A 16,977-nucleotide genomic window follows, 5' to 3' on the forward strand; every position below is an offset into this window, starting at 1 on the left:
TTTATTGGTTTTTCCGGCTCAGGGGCAGTTCAATACGGAAGCAAACATCCGCACGTTCGTCCGTGGCAATGTTTAGCTCACCCTGCATGCGTCGTATGCAGTCCCGGGCGATGCTTAAGCCCAGACCACTTCCTTTTACCGCACCCTTCCGCTGATGACTCCCCTGGAAAAAGGGTTCGAAGATCATGGTTTTTTCGTCATCAGGGATCGGGGTGCCGGTGTTAGCGACGTCAATAAACACCCGGGAACCCATCGTATAACTTCGGATATAAATGTTACCGGATTCAGTACCATAGTGCACCGCATTGGAGTAAAGATTATCCAGAACGCTCATTAAAAGCATCGGTTCAGCGAGACAGGCAGGCGCACTCAACTCCACCCCGGTATGCATCATTTTAGCTCTTGCTGGCAAGCTATGGGCGGAGATCACCATATCCACCAGCGGCGCAATCTCGACCTCTTCAAGAACGACCGCCCCGTCAGCCAGCTTGCGGTTGTAATCCAGCAGCTGTTCAATCAGCTTTTGCAGGTTGCGGCTGCTGGCATCCAGAATCTCAACAATTTCTTTCTGTTCTGGCGTTAGCGGCCCTGCCACCTCGTCTGCCAGCAGCTCCGTTCCTTCACGCATGCTGGCGAGCGGCGTTTTCAGTTCATGGGAAATATGGCGCAGGAACTGATGACGCTGGGATTCCAGCCACGCCAGACGCTCAGACAGCCAGATAATACGCTGACCAACGGAGCGCAGCTCGCGCGGGCCCTTAAAGGAAACCGAATCCCCGAGCGATTTCCCCTCTCCAAGACGGTTGATCATACGCTGAATGCCCTTCACCGGGCCGATGATCATACGGGTAAAGAGCAGAACCAGCCCGAGACTCACCAGGAAAAGCACCAGTGCCTGCCAGCCGAAGAACTGCCCGCGTTCGGCTATCTCCTGCTGCAGCTGCTGACCGCGAGAGAAAATGACCGTGCGGGTTGACTGCACCATCTCGGTGTTGGCGGCAGCAAACGCTTCAAGACGCGCGGCGGCGGCGGCATCCGGCCCGCTATTGTGGCATTGCAGCTGCGCAAGATCGTTCAGATCCTGACGCAATGCCTGATACAGCTTGTCGTCGGGCAACACGCCCGCATGCGCGTCCAGCATCTCGCTGTAGCGCTTGCGCTGACTCTGGTAAACCTTTTCCAGCGTCCGATCGTCAAGCACGCAGTACTGGCGATAGCTACGCTCCATCTCCAGCGCGGCGTTGGTCATCGCTTCACTGCGTCTGGCGTCGATAAGCGTGGTGCGGTTAGTCAGTGCGGCCTGAGCGCTCAGCGCGTTAAGGCTTTGCCACGCCTGCCAGGCGAGGATCAGCAATGGCAGCAGGATTAGCAGGAAGGCCATCATCACGAGCTGTCGCAGGGAGCGGGGAAAAACGGGCCAGCGTTTCAACGCATTACTCTCTTCATGGGGGTTTACGCAGAGCGTAACTGAGTCTGCCCTTCAGATACAACAAAGCCGGGTAAAAACCCGGCTTTGTTATGGAATAAGGCGGTGCCTAACTCGACGTTTCGCCCTGGCCTGATAAAGCATCGCTATGATCAGTAGTTGGACGGCAGGCACCTTTTTGTGCGTCATTCGAAGTTTATGTAGCACGTCCCGAAGGGGCTGACATAAGAAGGTGAATGAGCCACTGGTTAATATTATGCAACACTCGTGCCAGAATGCAAAACAAAACATTAACACATTGATATATATACATTTTACCAACTTCACCTGTTCATTATCGTTTGAATGATTTCCAGGCTAAGTGTCGCTATTAAGCAACACCTTAACAGGAACCTGTTCTGGCATATATAAATCAATGAGTTAAATGTCTCCTTTTGGAGACAATCGCAAACCGTCTTTGTCGCAATTTTGCGACACACATAAAAAAGCCCGGTGCGCTACGCTTACCGGGCCTGGAAGGTACCTGCTTTACATCTTAACCCAACTGTTTACGCGCATTGCGGAAGATACGCATCCACGGGCTGTCCTCGCCCCAGTTTTCCGGGTGCCAGGAGTTACTCACGGTACGGAACACGCGCTCCGGGTGCGGCATCATAATGGTTGCACGACCACTTTCGCTGGTGACTGCCGTAATACCGTTGACCGAGCCGTTCGGGTTAGCCGGATAGGTTTCGGTGACCTTGCCGAAGTTATCGACAAAGCGCAGCGCCACCAGACCTTTGCTTTCAAGCTGAGCCAGATGTGCTGCATCACGCACTTCTACCTGACCTTCACCGTGGGACACGGCGATTGGCATCTGTGATCCGACCATGCCCTGCAGCAGCAGAGATGGGCTTTGTGTCACTTCCACCAGGCTGAAGCGCGCTTCAAAGCGGTCAGACTGGTTACGCACAAAGCGCGGCCAGGCTTCGCTGCCCGGGATAAGCTCGCGCAGGTTGGACATCATCTGGCAACCGTTACACACGCCCAGCGCCAGCGTTTGCGGACGGTGGAAGAAGGTTTCGAACTCGTCGCGCACGCGGCTGTTAAACAGAATGGACTTCGCCCAGCCTTCACCGGCGCCCAGTACGTCACCGTATGAGAAACCACCGCAGGCCACCAGCGCCTGGAAATCTTCCAGACCGGTACGCCCGGCCAGCAGATCGCTCATGTGAACGTCGATGGCGTCAAAGCCCGCACGGTGGAAGGCAGCCGCCATTTCAACGTGGGAGTTAACGCCCTGCTCGCGCAGCACGGCCACCTTCGGACGTGCACCCGTCGCAATGTACGGCGCGGCGATGTCTTCGTTGATGTCGAAGGAGAGCTTCACGTTCAGGCCTGGATCGCTGTCGTTAGCCTTCGCGTTATGCTCCTGATCGGCACATTCCGGGTTATCACGCAGGCGCTGCATCTGCCAGGTCGTTTCCGCCCACCACATACGCAGCGTGGTGCGGCTTTCGCTGAAGACGGCATGACCGTCAGCTTCAATGACAAAGCGGTCGCCCTGTACGGCTTTACCCAGATAATGTACGCAGTCTGCCAGACCGTGCTGCGCAAGAATGGCTTCAACCGCATCGCGGTCTGCCGCACGCACCTGAATCACCGCGCCCAGCTCTTCATTGAACAGCGCTGCCAGGCGGTCTTCACCCAGAGAGGCAATATTCGCCTCCACACCACAGTGGCCGGTGAAGGCCATCTCTGCCAGCGTGACCAGCAGTCCGCCGTCGGAGCGGTCGTGGTAGGCCAGCAGCTTACGCTGCGCGACCAGCGCCTGAATTGCATCGTAGAAGCCTTTTAACTGGGCCACGTCACGCACATCGGCCGGTGTATCACCCAGCTGACGATAAACCTGCGCCAGCGCCGTGGCACCCAGCGCGTTGTGACCTTTACCCAGGTCAATCAGCAACAGGGCGTTGTCTTCGGTCGCAAGCTGCGGCGTCACGGTGTGACGTACGTCTTCCACGCGCGCAAAGGCGGAGATGATCAGCGACAGCGGAGAAGTGATCTCGCGCTGCTCGTTGCCTTCCTGCCAGCGGGTTTTCATCGACATGGAGTCTTTGCCCACCGGAATGGTCAGCCCAAGCGCAGGACACAGCTCTTCGCCCACCGCTTTCACGGCTTCATACAGGCCCGCATCTTCGCCAGGGTGACCGGCAGCGGCCATCCAGTTAGCGGAGAGCTTGATACGTTTGATATCGCCAATCTGCGTCGCGGCAATGTTGGTCAGCGCTTCACCCACAGCCAGACGGGCGGACGCGGCGAAGTCCAGCAGCGCCACAGGCGTGCGTTCGCCCAGGGCCATCGCTTCACCGTAGTAGCTGTCGAGACTCGCGGTGGTTACGGCACAGTTCGCGACCGGGATCTGCCACGGGCCGACCATCTGATCGCGCGAGACCATACCGGTTACGGTACGGTCGCCAATGGTGACCAGGAAGGTTTTCTCTGCCACCGCCGGCAGGTGCAGCACGCGGTTGACCGCTTCTGCAACGGTGATGCCCTGGCGATCCAGCGCTTTGCCCGCTGCTTTACGCGTTTGCACGTCGCGGGTCATCTTCGGCGTTTTACCGAGCAGAACGTCCAGCGGCAGATCGATCGGCTGGTTGTCGAAATGGGTGTCGCTCAGGGTCAGGTGCTTCTCTTCGGTCGCTTCGCCGATGACGGCATACGGCGCGCGCTCACGGCGGCACAGCTCGTCAAACAGCGGCAGTTGATCCGCTGCAACCGCCAGAACATAACGTTCCTGGGATTCGTTACACCAGATTTCCAGCGGGCTCATGCCTGGCTCATCGCTCAGGATATCGCGCAGGTTGAAGCGGCCACCGCGTCCGCCATCGCTCACCAGCTCCGGCATGGCGTTAGACAGACCGCCCGCGCCCACGTCATGGATAAAGAGAATCGGGTTCGCGTCGCCCAGCTGCCAGCAGCGGTCGATGACTTCCTGGCAGCGACGCTCCATTTCCGGGTTGTCGCGCTGAACGGAAGCAAAGTCGAGATCCGCATCTGACTGACCGGAGGTCATGGAGGATGCCGCGCCGCCGCCCAGGCCGATGTTCATCGCCGGGCCGCCCAGCACGATCAGCTTCGCGCCAACCACGATCTCGCCTTTCTGGACGTGATCGGCACGGATATTGCCGATCCCACCCGCCAGCATGATCGGTTTGTGATAGCCACGCAGCTCTTCGCCGTTATGACTGTCCACTTTCTCTTCATAGGTACGGAAGTAGCCGTTCAGTGCCGGACGGCCAAATTCGTTGTTGAATGCCGCGCCGCCCAGTGGACCGTCGGTCATGATATCCAGCGCGGTCACAATGCGCTCTGGCTTGCCGAAATCCTCCTCCCATGGCTGCTCAAAGCCCGGGATGCGCAGGTTGGAGACGGAGAAACCAACCAGACCCGCTTTTGGTTTCGCACCACGTCCCGTTGCACCTTCATCACGGATTTCACCGCCTGAACCGGTGGCCGCACCCGGCCACGGGGAAATTGCCGTCGGGTGGTTGTGGGTTTCCACTTTCATCAGGATATGCGCAGGCTCCTGATGGAAGTCGTAACGACCGGTAGCGTGGTCAGCAAAATAGCGCCCAACCTCGGAGCCTTCCATCACCGCGGCATTGTCTTTATAGGCAGACAGCACGTGGTCGGGGGTTTGCTCCATGGTGTTTTTGATCATTTTGAACAGCGATTTAGGCTGCTGTTCGCCGTCAATAATCCAGTCGGCGTTGAAAATTTTATGGCGGCAGTGCTCGGAGTTGGCCTGCGCGAACATGTAGAGCTCGATGTCGTTCGGGTTGCGGTTCAGCTTAACAAACGCATCCTGCAGGTAGTCGATTTCGTCTTCTGCCAGCGCCAGGCCGAGACGCAGGTTAGCGTCAATCAGCGCCTGACGGCCCTGCCCCAGCAGGTCTACGCTTTGTACCGGCGCAGGCTGATGGTGGGAGAAGAGCTTCTGTGCGTCATCAAGAGAGGCAAACACGCTTTCCATCATGCGGTCATGCAGCTCGGCGGCAACCGCCTGCCACTGCGCGTCGCTCAGGGTCGAGGCGTCAACGTAGTAGGCCACGCCGCGCTCCAGACGGTTAATCTGGCTCAGGCCGCAGTTGTGGGCAATGTCGGTGGCTTTAGAAGACCAGGGGGAGATGGTGCCCGGACGCGGCGTCGCAAGGATCAGTTTGCCGGTTGGCGTATGGCTACTCAGATTTGGGCCATACTTGAGCAGGCGTTCCAGCTGTACGCGCTCCTCTGCATTCAGGGGGGCATTCAGGTCAGCAAAATGGACATACTCAGCGTAAATATTGCTTACCGGAAGGTCGGCCGCCTGAAAACGTGCCAGCAGTTTGTTAATACGGAAGGCAGACAGTGCAGGCGAACCACGCAGAATTTCCATCATAAGTCTCTCGTCTTCGAAGCGCCGGGGCGCTTTCAGTGTGCGCAAGGGGGGAAAACGGGCGTCATTATAGAGAATCCTGAGCGCCGACGAAACCGTTTGCGTGGAAATAAAATTGGCGGAGACATTTAGCAATAGATGTGACCTGTCTCTCTAATTGGTTGCCAAGTGGCGCAAGTTTACGCAAAATGCCGCTCATTCAATGGCAAACCTGATTATCAAACATGGCTACAGCATACTGAGGCAACCGGCGTCGCAGAGAATTAACTAATTGAAAAAATTAAAGATTAATTATCTGCTCATCGGCATTGTTACGTTGCTGCTGGCAGTGGCCCTCTGGCCTTCCATCCCCTGGTTCGGTAAAGCCGAAAACCGTATCGCCGCCATTCAGGAGCGGGGGGAGCTGCGCGTCAGTACGCTCAACTCTCCGCTGATTTACAGCGACATTAACGGCAAAATTATTGGCCTTGATTATGAACTGGCGCAGCAGTTCGCCGATTATCTTGGCGTGAAGCTTAAAATTACCGTTCGCCAGAATATCAACCAGCTGTTCGACGACCTTGATAACAACGATGCCGACATACTGGCAGCCGGTCTGGTCTATAACAGTGAGCGTAGCAAAAACTATCAACCGGGCCCGACCTATTACTCCGTTTCGCAACAGCTGGTCTATCGCGTCGGGAGTCTGCGGCCACGCACGCTGGCCTCCATTAACGATCAACAGCTGACCATTGCGCCCGGCCATGTGGTGATTGAGGATCTGCGTGAGCTGAAAGAGAAGAAATACCCCGACCTGAGCTGGAAGGTTGATCCGAAACTGGGCACAACGGAGCTGCTGGAGCAGGTAAAAGATCAGAAACTGCCCTACACCATTGCCGATTCGGTTGCGATCAGTCTGTTCCAGCGCGTGCATCCTGAAATTGCCGTAGCGCTCGACGTTACCGACGAGCAGCCGGTGACCTGGTTTAGTCAGCTCGATGACGATCAGACTCTTTCTGCGGCCATGCTCGATTTCTATAACACCATCAATGAAGACGGCACGCTGGCGCGGCTGGAGGAAAAATATCTCGGCCACGGTGATGACTTTGACTATGTTGACACCCGCAGCTTCCTGCGCGCGGTAGATAGCGTCCTGCCAGACCTGCAGCCATTATTCGAAAAATACGCCCAGGAGATTGACTGGAAACTGCTGGCGGCTATTTCGTATCAGGAGTCCCACTGGGACACCCAGGCCACCTCACCGACCGGCGTGCGTGGCTTAATGATGTTAACCAAAAATACCGCGCTGAGCCTGGGCGTGAATGACCGTACCGATGCGGAACAGAGCATCAGCGGCGGGGCTCGCTATCTTCAGGATATGATGGCCAAAGTGCCGGAAACGGTGCCGGAAGAGGAACGGATCTGGTTTGCGCTGGCAGCCTACAATATGGGCTACGCGCATATGCTTGACGCGCGGGCGCTGACCGCGAAAACGAAAGGTAACCCCGACAGCTGGTCAGACGTAAAGCAACGTCTACCGCTGCTAAGCCAGAAGCCGTGGTATAACAAGCTGACTTACGGCTACGCGCGCGGACATGAAGCCTACGCCTACGTGGAAAATATCCGTAAGTATCAGATTAGCCTGGTCGGCTATCTGCTCGAGAAAGAAAAAGAGGCGACAGAGGCAAGACAGCTGGCTGAGAGTTATCCGGTTGTGGCGCCGGACGAGCTTAATCGTCCGACAACTTCAATTCTGCCTTTTGTTGCTTTTTCTGCTGACGGCGCATTCGAAAGAAATCGCTTAATAGCGCCGAACACGCTGGTGCAAGTACCCCACCGATAGTTTTCACCTGGTGATTCATCCCTGGATGACCCAGCACGTCCAGCAGAGAACCGGCCGCACCGGTTTTTTCATCCCGCGCACCAAAGACCAGCGTACCAATCCGGCTGTGCACCATCGCGCCGGAACACATCACGCACGGCTCAAGCGTGACATACAGCGTGGTATCAAGCAGACGATAGTTTTGCAGCACCATTCCGCCCTGACGAAGGGCCATGATTTCAGCGTGCGCAGTCGGATCGTGACGGCCAATCGGGCGGTTCCACCCTTCCCCTATCACCTGGTTATTGTGGACAAGCACGGCACCCACGGGCACTTCTCCCTCGTCCCAGGCGCGCTGGGCAAGCGTCAGCGCATGGCGCATCCAGTATTCATGATCGCGTTCAGGGTTGCACAACGGTTGATACTCCAGTCTAAAAGCGGGCGGCATTATACACACCCGCTATAGATAAGACTATTCGAGTTGCTGAAGTTCGCCTGCGGGCGTGACGCGCCAGCGATGCTGGCAAAAATAGAGCAGCGGGTTGTCCTGTTTGCTGTCGCTGTAGCCGCTGTAAAGACGCAGCGGCGTGCCGATGCGTTTCTCCAGCTGCACCACTTTTTCATGCCCCAGACAGCGCATACTCAGTACCCAGCCTCCGTAACCACGGGCAATTTGTGTGGCGATAAGATTCACGCGCGGCAGCCAGGGCGTATCAAAATAAACCTGTTCAACCAGCGTCTGCGGGGAGCCCGTGATCAACCAGATGTCGGCATCGTTGGCGTCGAGGTAACTGGTGAGGCGCGCCTGTACAACCGGGAACGCGGCGACATGACCGCGAAACCAGTGCGCAAACTCCTTTTCTAGCTGTTTGAGCCGCGCTTCGCTGTGGCCAAACGTACATCCCCAGAGCAGCAGGCTCATCGGCCAGCGCGCCGCCCGGCCTTTCACCAGCAGCGCGATGCCAATCGCCGGTAACAGCGGTAAGACGAGCAGCGCATTCAGAGGCTGGCGCCGCAGCAGGTAGCGCATAAACGTACCAAACATATCCTGCTGATGCAGCGTTCCATCCAGATCGAAAAAGACAACGCGACGCTCGTGATTTGCCAAACCTTACTCCTCTGGGTCGTTGAATCCTAACAGCCAGGTAAACAGGAACCCGGCGATCACCGCTACAGAATAGCCTAACAGATAGAGCATCACTTTTCCGGTCACGATAGTTAACGCCAGCGGTAAACCGGAGAGACCAAACGTAATGACGGTAGCAACTTTCCAGTAGCTAATGAGCGCCCCGCCGACCGCGCCGCCCAGACAGGCAGCCAGGAACGGTTTACCCAGCGGCAACGTGACGCCAAAAATCAGAGGTTCGCCAATGCCGAGCAATCCAACCGGAAGCGCGCCTTTAATCACTTTTTTCAGGCGTGCGTTGCGGGTTTTCAGCAGTACGGCAATCGCCGCACCGACCTGCCCCACCCCCGCCATTGAGAGTATAGGCAGCAGCGCGTTGTAACCGTGCGCCTGCACCAGTTCGACGTGGATCGGCACCAGTCCCTGATGCAGACCGGTCAGCACCAGCGGCAGGAAGGTGCCTGACAGCACTGCCCCCACTAACAAACCGCCGCGGTCAATGGCCAGAGACGCGCCATGAGCGATGGCATCAGAGATCCATCCCCCTAATGGCTGAAGAACCACAATCGCCACACTACCGGTAATTAACGTGGTCAGCAGGGGGTTGAGGATGAGTTCAATCGAGCCGGGCAATACCGCGCGAAGTCTTTTCTCAATCCAGCACATCAGGATAACCACCAGCAGCACGGCAATCACCCCGCCGCGACCAGGCTGGAGCGCCTCGCCAAACAGCGTAATTTGCGCCAGCTGCGGGCTGGAGAGAATGCCCGCCATCACGCCCCCCATCGCCAGCGAACCGCCAAACACTTTGGCGGTATTCACCCCGACCAGAATGTTCATAATGGCAAACACCGCGCTGCCGAAGATCCCCAGAATACCCAACAGGTTCGGATACTGGGTGGCAAAGTCCCCGACGATATCCGGACGCTTGAGAATATTGATAATCCCGGTGATCAAGCCGGAAGCAATAAACGCCGGGATCAGCGGGATAAAGACATTTGCCAGCTGTCGTAGCGCGTCGCTCATGGGGGCTTTGTATTTCGCCTTCGCCTGCGCTTTGGTGCGCGCAGCATCGTCGAGCGTCACACTCGCGCCGCCGCCCATCAGCGCGCGCATAGCATCAACCACCTGCGCCGCTTTCCCCGGCCCGACGATCAGCTGGTGTTGCTGCCCCTGCTTCACGTAACCGCTGACACCGGAAAGCTTCTTCAGGCCCGGCACATCCAGCTGGTCGTCGTTATGCACCTCGACGCGCACGCGCGTCATGCAGTTTTCCAGACGCTGAATATTCTCTTCTCCGCCGATCCCTCGCAGGATATCGCTGGCGAGCGCTGCTGTTTTGTCCATACACGCCTCTGTTAGTTTTCTAATGCCGCCCGTAAGAAGCCATTATGCGCATCGAGTCTGGCTCGCGCGGCCGCCGCATCCAGCCCACTTAAGATCATCAATATGGCGGGTTTAACATCGTGATCGGTCTGTTGGAGGACCGCTTCTGCCTCTTCACGGCTTGCGCCTGTCGCCTCCATCACCATACGGCAGGCTCTGTCCACCAGCTTGACGTTAGTGGCCTGCATATCCACCATCAGGTTCTGATACACCTTGCCGAACTTCACCATCGCACCGGTGGAGATCATATTGAGCACCAGCTTTTGCGCGGTACCGGATTTCAGGCGCGTGGAGCCGGTGAGCGCTTCTGGCCCGACAACCGGGGAGATGGCGATGGCGGCCACCTGAGCGATTGGAGAGCCGGGGTTACAGGAGATGGCGACCGTCGTGCAGCCGGTCTGGTTGGCGTATTCCAGACCGCCAATGACGTACGGCGTGCGCCCGGATGCCGCCAGCCCGACGACCAGATCGTTCGCCGTCAGAGTAAGTGCCTTCAGGTCATCCTCACCCAGCTGTTTGTTATCTTCCGCCCCTTCAACGGCTTTCAGCAGCGCACCAGGCCCCCCCGCAATCAGCCCGACCACCAGCCCATGCGGCACGCCAAACGTTGGCGGACATTCGGAGGCGTCCAGCACGCCGAGACGGCCGCTGGTACCGGCACCCATGTAGATAATGCGGCCACCTGCTTTGAGGGCTTCCGCCGCCGCATCGACCGCTTTCGCTACCTCAGGTAATGTCTCTTTCACTGCCTGCGCGACCAGCGTATCCTGTTGATTAAAGTGGTTAACCAGCTCCAGAGTAGAGAGCGCATCCAGATCCATGGTTTGCGGGTTACGCGTTTCAGAAACAAGTGAGCCAAGATTCATTTTTTGTACCTCAAGAATTTTTAATTCATAATAATCACACTATAATGGAATATAAAATTCATTCAGGCGAGCAAAATTCGTATTTGCGTAGACAATCACATTTCCGCCGGGAGTACTTATGAACTGTTTAATTCGCATTCGCCAGCGCTACGCCGGCTTTGCTCAAAGCGACAAAAAACTGGCGGACTTTCTGCTTTCTCAGCCTGACCGCGCCCGTCATCTCAGCTCGCAACAGCTGGCAAGCGAAGCCGGGGTAAGTCAGTCAAGCGTGGTGAAATTTGCCCAGAAGATCGGTTTTAAAGGCTTCCCTGCCCTTAAGCTGGCAATTAGCGAAGCGCTGGTGAGTAATCCCAACCCGCAATCTATGCCGGTGCATAACCAGATCCGCGGGGATGATCCAATGCGTGTGGTCGGGGAAAAGCTGATTAAAGAGAACGTCGCGGCCATGCATGCCACCCTCGACGTGAATACCGAAGAGAAGTTACTGGAAAGCGTGGCGATGCTGCGAGCGGCGCGGCGTATTATTTTAACCGGTATTGGCGCATCCGGCCTGGTGGCGCGTAATTTTGGCTGGAAGCTGACCAAAATCGGTTTTAACGCGATTGTCGAGCAGGATATGCACGCCCTGCTGGCGACCGTGCAGGCGATGGATCCTGAAGATCTGCTGCTGGCCATCTCCTATTCCGGTGAGCGCCGCGAGATTAACATGGCAACGGACGAAGTGCTGCGCGTCGGCGGCAAAATCCTCGCCATCACCGGGTTCACCCCGAATGCCCTGCAACAGCGGGCCACGCGCTGTCTGTATACCATTGCCGAAGAGCAGGCCACGCGCAGCGCGGCGATCTCGTCAACCAGTGCGCAAATGATGCTGACGGACCTGCTGTTTATGGCGCTGGTGCAGCAGGATTTAGAGCGGGCGCCAGAGCGCATTCGCCATAGTGAAGAGCTGGTAAAAAAACTGGTCTGAGTAAGGAATGAGCGTATAATGCCCGCCCTGTTTGTGATGTTTCTGAGAATTTCCTGATGGCGCTGTTAATTACCAAAAAATGCATCAATTGCGATATGTGCGAACCGGAATGCCCGAACCAGGCGATTTCGATGGGCGACAGCATTTATGAGATTAACAGCGACCGCTGCACCGAATGCGTCGGCCACTATGAAACGCCGACCTGTCAGAAAGTGTGCCCGATCCCGAATACCATCCTGAAGGATCCGGCACACGTTGAGAGTGAAGAGCAGCTGTGGGATAAGTTTGTCTTGCTGCACCACGCGGACAAACTCTAGCTTTCAATAATCACCGTTGCGCAGGCGTAGTGACGTTCGTCCGCGAGCGTCACATGCATGTGATTCACGCCCAGTTTCTCCGCAAACTTTTGCGCCTCGCCCCATAACCGCAGGCGCGGCTTGCCCAGTTCGTCGTTAAATACTTCAAACTGATTAAACGCCAGGCCGTTACGAATGCCCGTACCGAACGCTTTGGCTGCCGCCTCTTTTACCGCAAAACGTTTTGCCAGAAAGCGCACCGGCTGCTGATGCGCTTCCCAGATGGCCCATTCGTTATCGCTGAGCACGCGTCTTGCCAGGCGCTCGCCGCTACGGGCGATCACCGCTTCTATGCGGGCTATCTCAACGATATCAGTGCCTAAGCCCAGAATGGCCATTACTGACGCGCTTCCAGCATCAGGCGTTTCATTTCTGAGACCGCCTCTTTCAGGCCGCTCATCACAGCACGACCAATAATCGCATGACCGATATTCAGCTCATGCATCTCCGGCAGGGCAGCGATAGCCTTAACGTTATGGTAGGTCAGGCCGTGTCCGGCGTTAACCTTCAGCCCCAGGCTCGCCGCGTAGGTGGCCGCTTTGGCAATACGCTCCAGCTCTTTGGCTTGCTCAGCATCGTTTTTGGCATCGGCATAGCAGCCAGTGTGAATTTCGATATACGGCGCGCCAACGTCCGCTGCGGCTTTGATCTGCGCGAAGTCAGCATCGATAAACAGGGAAACCAGGATACCGGCATCCGCCAGACGTTTGCAGGCATCGCGCATTTTATCGATCTGCCCAGCCACATCCAGACCGCCTTCGGTGGTCACTTCCTGACGCTTTTCCGGCACCAGGCAGCAGAAATGGGGTTGAGTCTCGCAGGCAATGGCCAGCATCTCTTCCGTGACCGCCATCTCCAGATTCATACGCGTATCAAGCGTCTGACGCAGAATACGCACGTCGCGGTCGGTGATGTGGCGGCGGTCTTCACGCAGGTGAACGGTAATGCCGTCGGCGCCAGCCTGTTCGGCGATAAATGCCGCCTGAACCGGATCGGGATAAGCCGTGCCGCGTGCGTTACGCAGCGTGGCAATGTGATCAATATTGACGCCTAACAGTAATTCAGCCATGACAATCCTCGGTATTTTGGTTCATTTCCCTTCCCCCTCCGGGAGAGGGCAACGTTAACGTTTCGGCATAAACTGCCTGAATAATTCGCGGCTCTTTAAGGGCTTGCCGCCAAGATACGGCTTGAGGGCGATCCGGGTAAAGCGTTTTGCTGCGCGCAGGGTGTCCTGATCGGGAAACTCGCGCGCATAAAGCGCCCGAAGCTGGCGCCCGGTAAAGGTACTGTTATCAATCACGATACTGGCGATAAACCCTTTTTCTTCCCGATAGCGGTAGGTCATCGCGTCTTCGACTTCGTCTCCGCTTCCCGCACAATGCAGAAAATCGACGCCGTATCCCAGATGCCCCAGCAGCGCCAGTTCAAAACGTCGCAAGGCAGGTTCAGGCGTGCCGGTTGCCCCTGCGAGGGCCTGGATACAGTGCAGATAATCGAAGAAAAGTTCAGAGAAGCGAGTCTCATGTTCAAGAACCCGTGAGATGAGTTCATTGACATACAGACCGCTGTACAGGGTGATACCAGAAAGAGGAAGCGCCAGGGAGACGGCTTCAGCGCTGCGCAGGGTTTTCACTTCCCCTCGCCCACCAAAGCGGACCAGCAGCGGCGTGAAAGGCTGTAGGGCACCTTTCAGATTAGAACGTTTGGAACGTGCGCCTTTCGCTACAAGGCGCACGCGACCGGACTCTTCCGTGAAGACGTCCAGCATCAGGCTGGTTTCGCTCCAGGGACGACTATGCAGGACGAAGGCGCGCTGCCATCCTTCCATCATACTCGTCGTCTTAGGTTACTGGTCTTCGCCGTAACCGAGGCTGCGCAGAGCACGCTCATCATCGGCCCAGCCAGATTTCACTTTCACCCACAGCTCCAGGTGAACTGGCGCTTCAAACATCTCCATCATGTCTTTACGGGCTTCAATACCGATGGTTTTGATCTTGGCACCTTTGTTGCCGATCACCATCTTCTTCTGCCCCTCACGCTCAACGAGGATCAGGCCGTTAATGTCGTAGCCGCCGCGCTCGTTGGTCTGGAAACGCTCGATCTCCACCGTCACAGAGTACGGCAGTTCCGCGCCCAGGAAACGCATCAGCTTTTCACGGATGATTTCAGACGCCATAAAGCGCTGAGAACGATCGGTGATGTAGTCTTCCGGGAAGTGATGAATCGCTTCCGGAAGATGCTTACGCACGATGCCCGCGATGGTATCGACGTTCAGGCCAGTCTCTGCAGACAGCGGAACGATATCGAGGAAGTTCATCTGGCTGCCCAGCCACTGAAGATGCGGCAGCAGGTCAGCCTTTTCCTGCACGTTGTCAACTTTATTGACCGCGAGGATGACCGGCGTTTTGCCGTCACGTAGCTTGTTCAGTACCATCTCGTCGTCCGGCGTCCAGCGGGTGCCTTCCACAACGAAAATGACCAGTTCTACATCACCAATCGAGCTGCTCGCCGCTTTGTTCATCAGACGGTTAATGGCACGCTTCTCTTCCATGTGCAGGCCCGGAGTATCGACGTAGATCGCCTGATACGCGCCTTCAGTATGGATGCCGACAATGCGGTGACGCGTGGTCTGCGCCTTACGCGAGGTAATAGAAATCTTCTGCCCAAGCAGATTATTCAGCAGGGTGGATTTGCCGACGTTCGGACGTCCGACGATGGCAATAAATCCGCAATACGTTTTTTCTTCGCTCATTCCAGCTCCAGCATTTTTAACGCCTGTTCGGCGGCAGCCTGTTCAGCCTTACGACGGCTTGAACCTGTGCCCACCACCGGTTCACTCAGGCCACTGACCTGGCAATGGATGGTAAATTCCTGATCGTGCGCTTCACCACGTACCTGCACCACCAGATAAGATGGCAGCGGCAGATGACGGCCCTGCAAATATTCCTGCAGACGCGTTTTCGGATCTTTTTGTTTATCGCCCGGGCTGATTTCGTCCAGACGGCTCTGATACCAGTTGAGGATCAGCTTTTCTACGGTCTGGATATCGCTGTCCAGGAACACACCACCAATTAATGCTTCGACCGTATCGGCAAGAATAGATTCACGACGGAAGCCGCCGCTTTTCAGTTCACCCGGCCCAAGACGCAGACATTCGCCCAGTTCAAATTCGCGCGCGATTTCCGCAAGGGTATTCCCCCGAACCAGCGTGGCACGCATGCGGCTCATATCCCCCTCGTCAACACGCGGGAAACGATGATAAAGCGCATTCGCAATCACGAAACTTAAAATTGAGTCGCCTAAAAACTCAAGACGCTCATTATGCTTGCTGCTGGCACTGCGGTGGGTTAATGCCTGTTGCAACAACTCCTGATGATGAAAAGTGTAGCCCAGCTTCCGTTGAAGCCGATTAATTACGATGGGGTTCATGCGATACCAATAAATGAATGCGTCAAAAATGCAGCACACGAAACCGACCTGAGAAAACCAACGCGGTTTCGTGTGCCGTGGCACCCTTGCAGGGCCAACCTTAAACTTCGGGGGAATATTCTATACACAACGACAGGGGATGTCGTTAGTTCAAAGAGATTTATCGAGGAAATAATTCACGTAGCCGCTAATTAAAGCGGCTACGCGTTCATTTATTGAGAATTAATGGATTCCGCCAATGCGATTCAGGCGTACACCGGTAGGCCATTCGCCTTCCTGTTTCTCAAAACTCATCCAGATTGCGGTGGCTTTACCGACCAAATTCGCCTCAGGCACAAATCCCCAGTAACGGCTGTCCGCAGAATTATCGCGGTTATCCCCCATCATGAAGTAATGTCCCGGCGGTACAATCCAGCTCGCCAGCTGCTGACCCGGCTGCTGATAATACATACCCACCTGATCCTGCGCGATTGGCACCGTGAGGATACGGTGAGTCACATCACCCAGCGTCTCTTTGCGCTCGACCAGACGAATACCGTTCTCTTTGGTTTCGCCTTTTGGCACCTGGAAGAACCCGCTGGTCGCTTCACCGCCGTTACGACGGGCAAAGGTCTGCACAAAATCACTCGGCTCAACGTTTGAGTAGGTGATGGGCAGTGCGTTTTCACACGCGGTGCCAGAACTGCAGCCCGGCTGAACGGTAACTTCCTTGGCGACCGGATCGTAGGTCACTTTATCACCCGGCAGGCCAACCGCACGCTTGATGTAGTCCAGACGCGGATCTTCCGGGTATTTGAACACCACGATGTCGCCACGCTTCGGATGACCGGTTTCGATCAGCGTTTTCTGGTAGATAGGATCTTTAATGCCGTAGGCAAACTTCTCTACCAGAATAAAATCACCAATCAGCAGCGTTGGCATCATTGAACCGGATGGGATCTGGAACGGCTCGTAAATAAACGATCGCACCACCAGCACAATGGCCAGCACCGGGAATACCGAGGCGCCCGTTTCCAGCCAGCCCGGTTTCGGGCCGACTTTTTTCAGGGTTTTCGCATCCAGCTGGTCGCCAGTGGCTGCCTGTGCGGCAGCCTGACGCTCACGGCGTTTTGGGGCGAAGATAAACTTATCCAGACACCACAGCAGACCTGTCACCAGGGTAGCAATGACCAGGATCAGGGCAAACATGTTCGCCAT

15 protein-coding genes are annotated in these 16,977 nt (G+C 56.3%); 3 read left to right on the plus strand and 12 right to left on the minus strand.

Annotated features, from left to right (window positions below; translation table 11 throughout):
• Position 1: 1 nt before the first annotated feature.
• Together qseE and purL are read right to left on the minus strand one after the other, a co-directional pair.
• Positions 2–1,429, minus strand: a complete 1,428-nt coding sequence (gene qseE, locus L383_RS11255; protein WP_014884834.1) for a two component system sensor histidine kinase QseE/GlrK — start codon at positions 1,427–1,429, stop codon at positions 2–4.
• A gap of 532 nt (positions 1,430–1,961) precedes the next feature.
• Positions 1,962–5,849: a phosphoribosylformylglycinamidine synthase gene (purL, locus tag L383_RS11250; RefSeq protein ID WP_023331091.1), complete on the minus strand. Its 3,888-nt coding sequence runs from the start codon at positions 5,847–5,849 to the stop codon at positions 1,962–1,964.
• A gap of 268 nt (positions 5,850–6,117) precedes the next feature.
• Here purL and mltF point away from each other — a divergent pair, with 268 nt between their 5' ends.
• Positions 6,118–7,668: a membrane-bound lytic murein transglycosylase MltF gene (gene mltF / locus L383_RS11245; protein WP_014884836.1), complete on the plus strand. Its 1,551-nt coding sequence runs from the start codon at positions 6,118–6,120 to the stop codon at positions 7,666–7,668.
• Here mltF and tadA read toward each other — a convergent pair.
• The 4 genes from tadA to murQ are packed head-to-tail and all read right to left on the minus strand — an operon-like array spanning position 7,556 to position 11,025.
• Positions 7,556–8,095 carry a tRNA adenosine(34) deaminase TadA gene (tadA, locus tag L383_RS11240; protein ID WP_014884837.1) on the minus strand — a complete coding sequence of 180 codons (540 nt, stop codon included), beginning with the start codon at positions 8,093–8,095 and terminating at the stop codon, positions 7,556–7,558. The two genes, mltF and tadA, sit on opposite strands and share 113 nt — an antisense overlap.
• A gap of 24 nt (positions 8,096–8,119) precedes the next feature.
• Positions 8,120–8,755 (minus strand): phosphatidylglycerophosphatase C, encoded by a 636-nt coding sequence (gene yfhb, locus L383_RS11235; RefSeq protein ID WP_023331092.1) that lies wholly within the window; start codon positions 8,753–8,755, stop codon positions 8,120–8,122.
• A gap of 3 nt (positions 8,756–8,758) precedes the next feature.
• Positions 8,759–10,120: a PTS transporter subunit EIIC gene (locus L383_RS11230; protein WP_014884839.1), complete on the minus strand. Its 1,362-nt coding sequence runs from the start codon at positions 10,118–10,120 to the stop codon at positions 8,759–8,761.
• A gap of 11 nt (positions 10,121–10,131) precedes the next feature.
• Complete coding sequence (murQ, locus tag L383_RS11225; RefSeq protein WP_023331093.1) at positions 10,132–11,025, minus strand: N-acetylmuramic acid 6-phosphate etherase; 894 nt, start codon at positions 11,023–11,025, stop codon at positions 10,132–10,134.
• A 118-nt stretch (positions 11,026–11,143) separates the two neighbouring features.
• Here murQ and L383_RS11220 point away from each other — a divergent pair, with 118 nt between their 5' ends.
• Positions 11,144–11,992, plus strand: a complete 849-nt coding sequence (locus L383_RS11220) for a MurR/RpiR family transcriptional regulator (protein WP_014884841.1) — start codon at positions 11,144–11,146, stop codon at positions 11,990–11,992.
• Positions 11,993–12,048: 56 nt separating this feature from the next.
• A complete protein-coding gene (locus L383_RS11215) occupies positions 12,049–12,309 on the plus strand; it encodes a YfhL family 4Fe-4S dicluster ferredoxin (protein ID WP_014884842.1) in 261 nt (86 codons plus the stop codon).
• Here the strand turns inward: L383_RS11215 and acpS are convergent.
• The 6 genes from acpS to lepB form a co-directional block, all read right to left on the minus strand.
• Positions 12,306–12,686 (minus strand): holo-ACP synthase, encoded by a 381-nt coding sequence (gene acpS / locus L383_RS11210; protein ID WP_023331094.1) that lies wholly within the window; start codon positions 12,684–12,686, stop codon positions 12,306–12,308. The two genes, L383_RS11215 and acpS, sit on opposite strands and share 4 nt — an antisense overlap.
• The gene (pdxJ, locus tag L383_RS11205; RefSeq protein ID WP_023331095.1) at positions 12,686–13,417 is read right to left on the minus strand and encodes a pyridoxine 5'-phosphate synthase; all 732 of its coding nucleotides are present in this window, start codon (positions 13,415–13,417) and stop codon (positions 12,686–12,688) included. Before pdxJ ends, acpS begins: the two co-directional genes overlap by 1 nt.
• 54 nt (positions 13,418–13,471) lie before the next feature.
• A complete protein-coding gene (gene recO / locus L383_RS11200; protein WP_023331096.1) occupies positions 13,472–14,179 on the minus strand; it encodes a DNA repair protein RecO in 708 nt (235 codons plus the stop codon).
• A gap of 18 nt (positions 14,180–14,197) precedes the next feature.
• The gene (gene era, locus L383_RS11195) at positions 14,198–15,103 is read right to left on the minus strand and encodes a GTPase Era (RefSeq protein ID WP_006176722.1); all 906 of its coding nucleotides are present in this window, start codon (positions 15,101–15,103) and stop codon (positions 14,198–14,200) included.
• Positions 15,100–15,780: a ribonuclease III gene (rnc, locus tag L383_RS11190; RefSeq protein WP_010434072.1), complete on the minus strand. Its 681-nt coding sequence runs from the start codon at positions 15,778–15,780 to the stop codon at positions 15,100–15,102. Before rnc ends, era begins: the two co-directional genes overlap by 4 nt.
• 222 nt (positions 15,781–16,002) lie before the next feature.
• Positions 16,003–16,977: a signal peptidase I gene (lepB, locus tag L383_RS11185; RefSeq protein ID WP_014884846.1), complete on the minus strand. Its 975-nt coding sequence runs from the start codon at positions 16,975–16,977 to the stop codon at positions 16,003–16,005.

This window comes from Enterobacter sp. MGH 37, from assembly GCF_000534515.1.
GTDB lineage: Bacteria > Pseudomonadota > Gammaproteobacteria > Enterobacterales > Enterobacteriaceae > Enterobacter > Enterobacter kobei.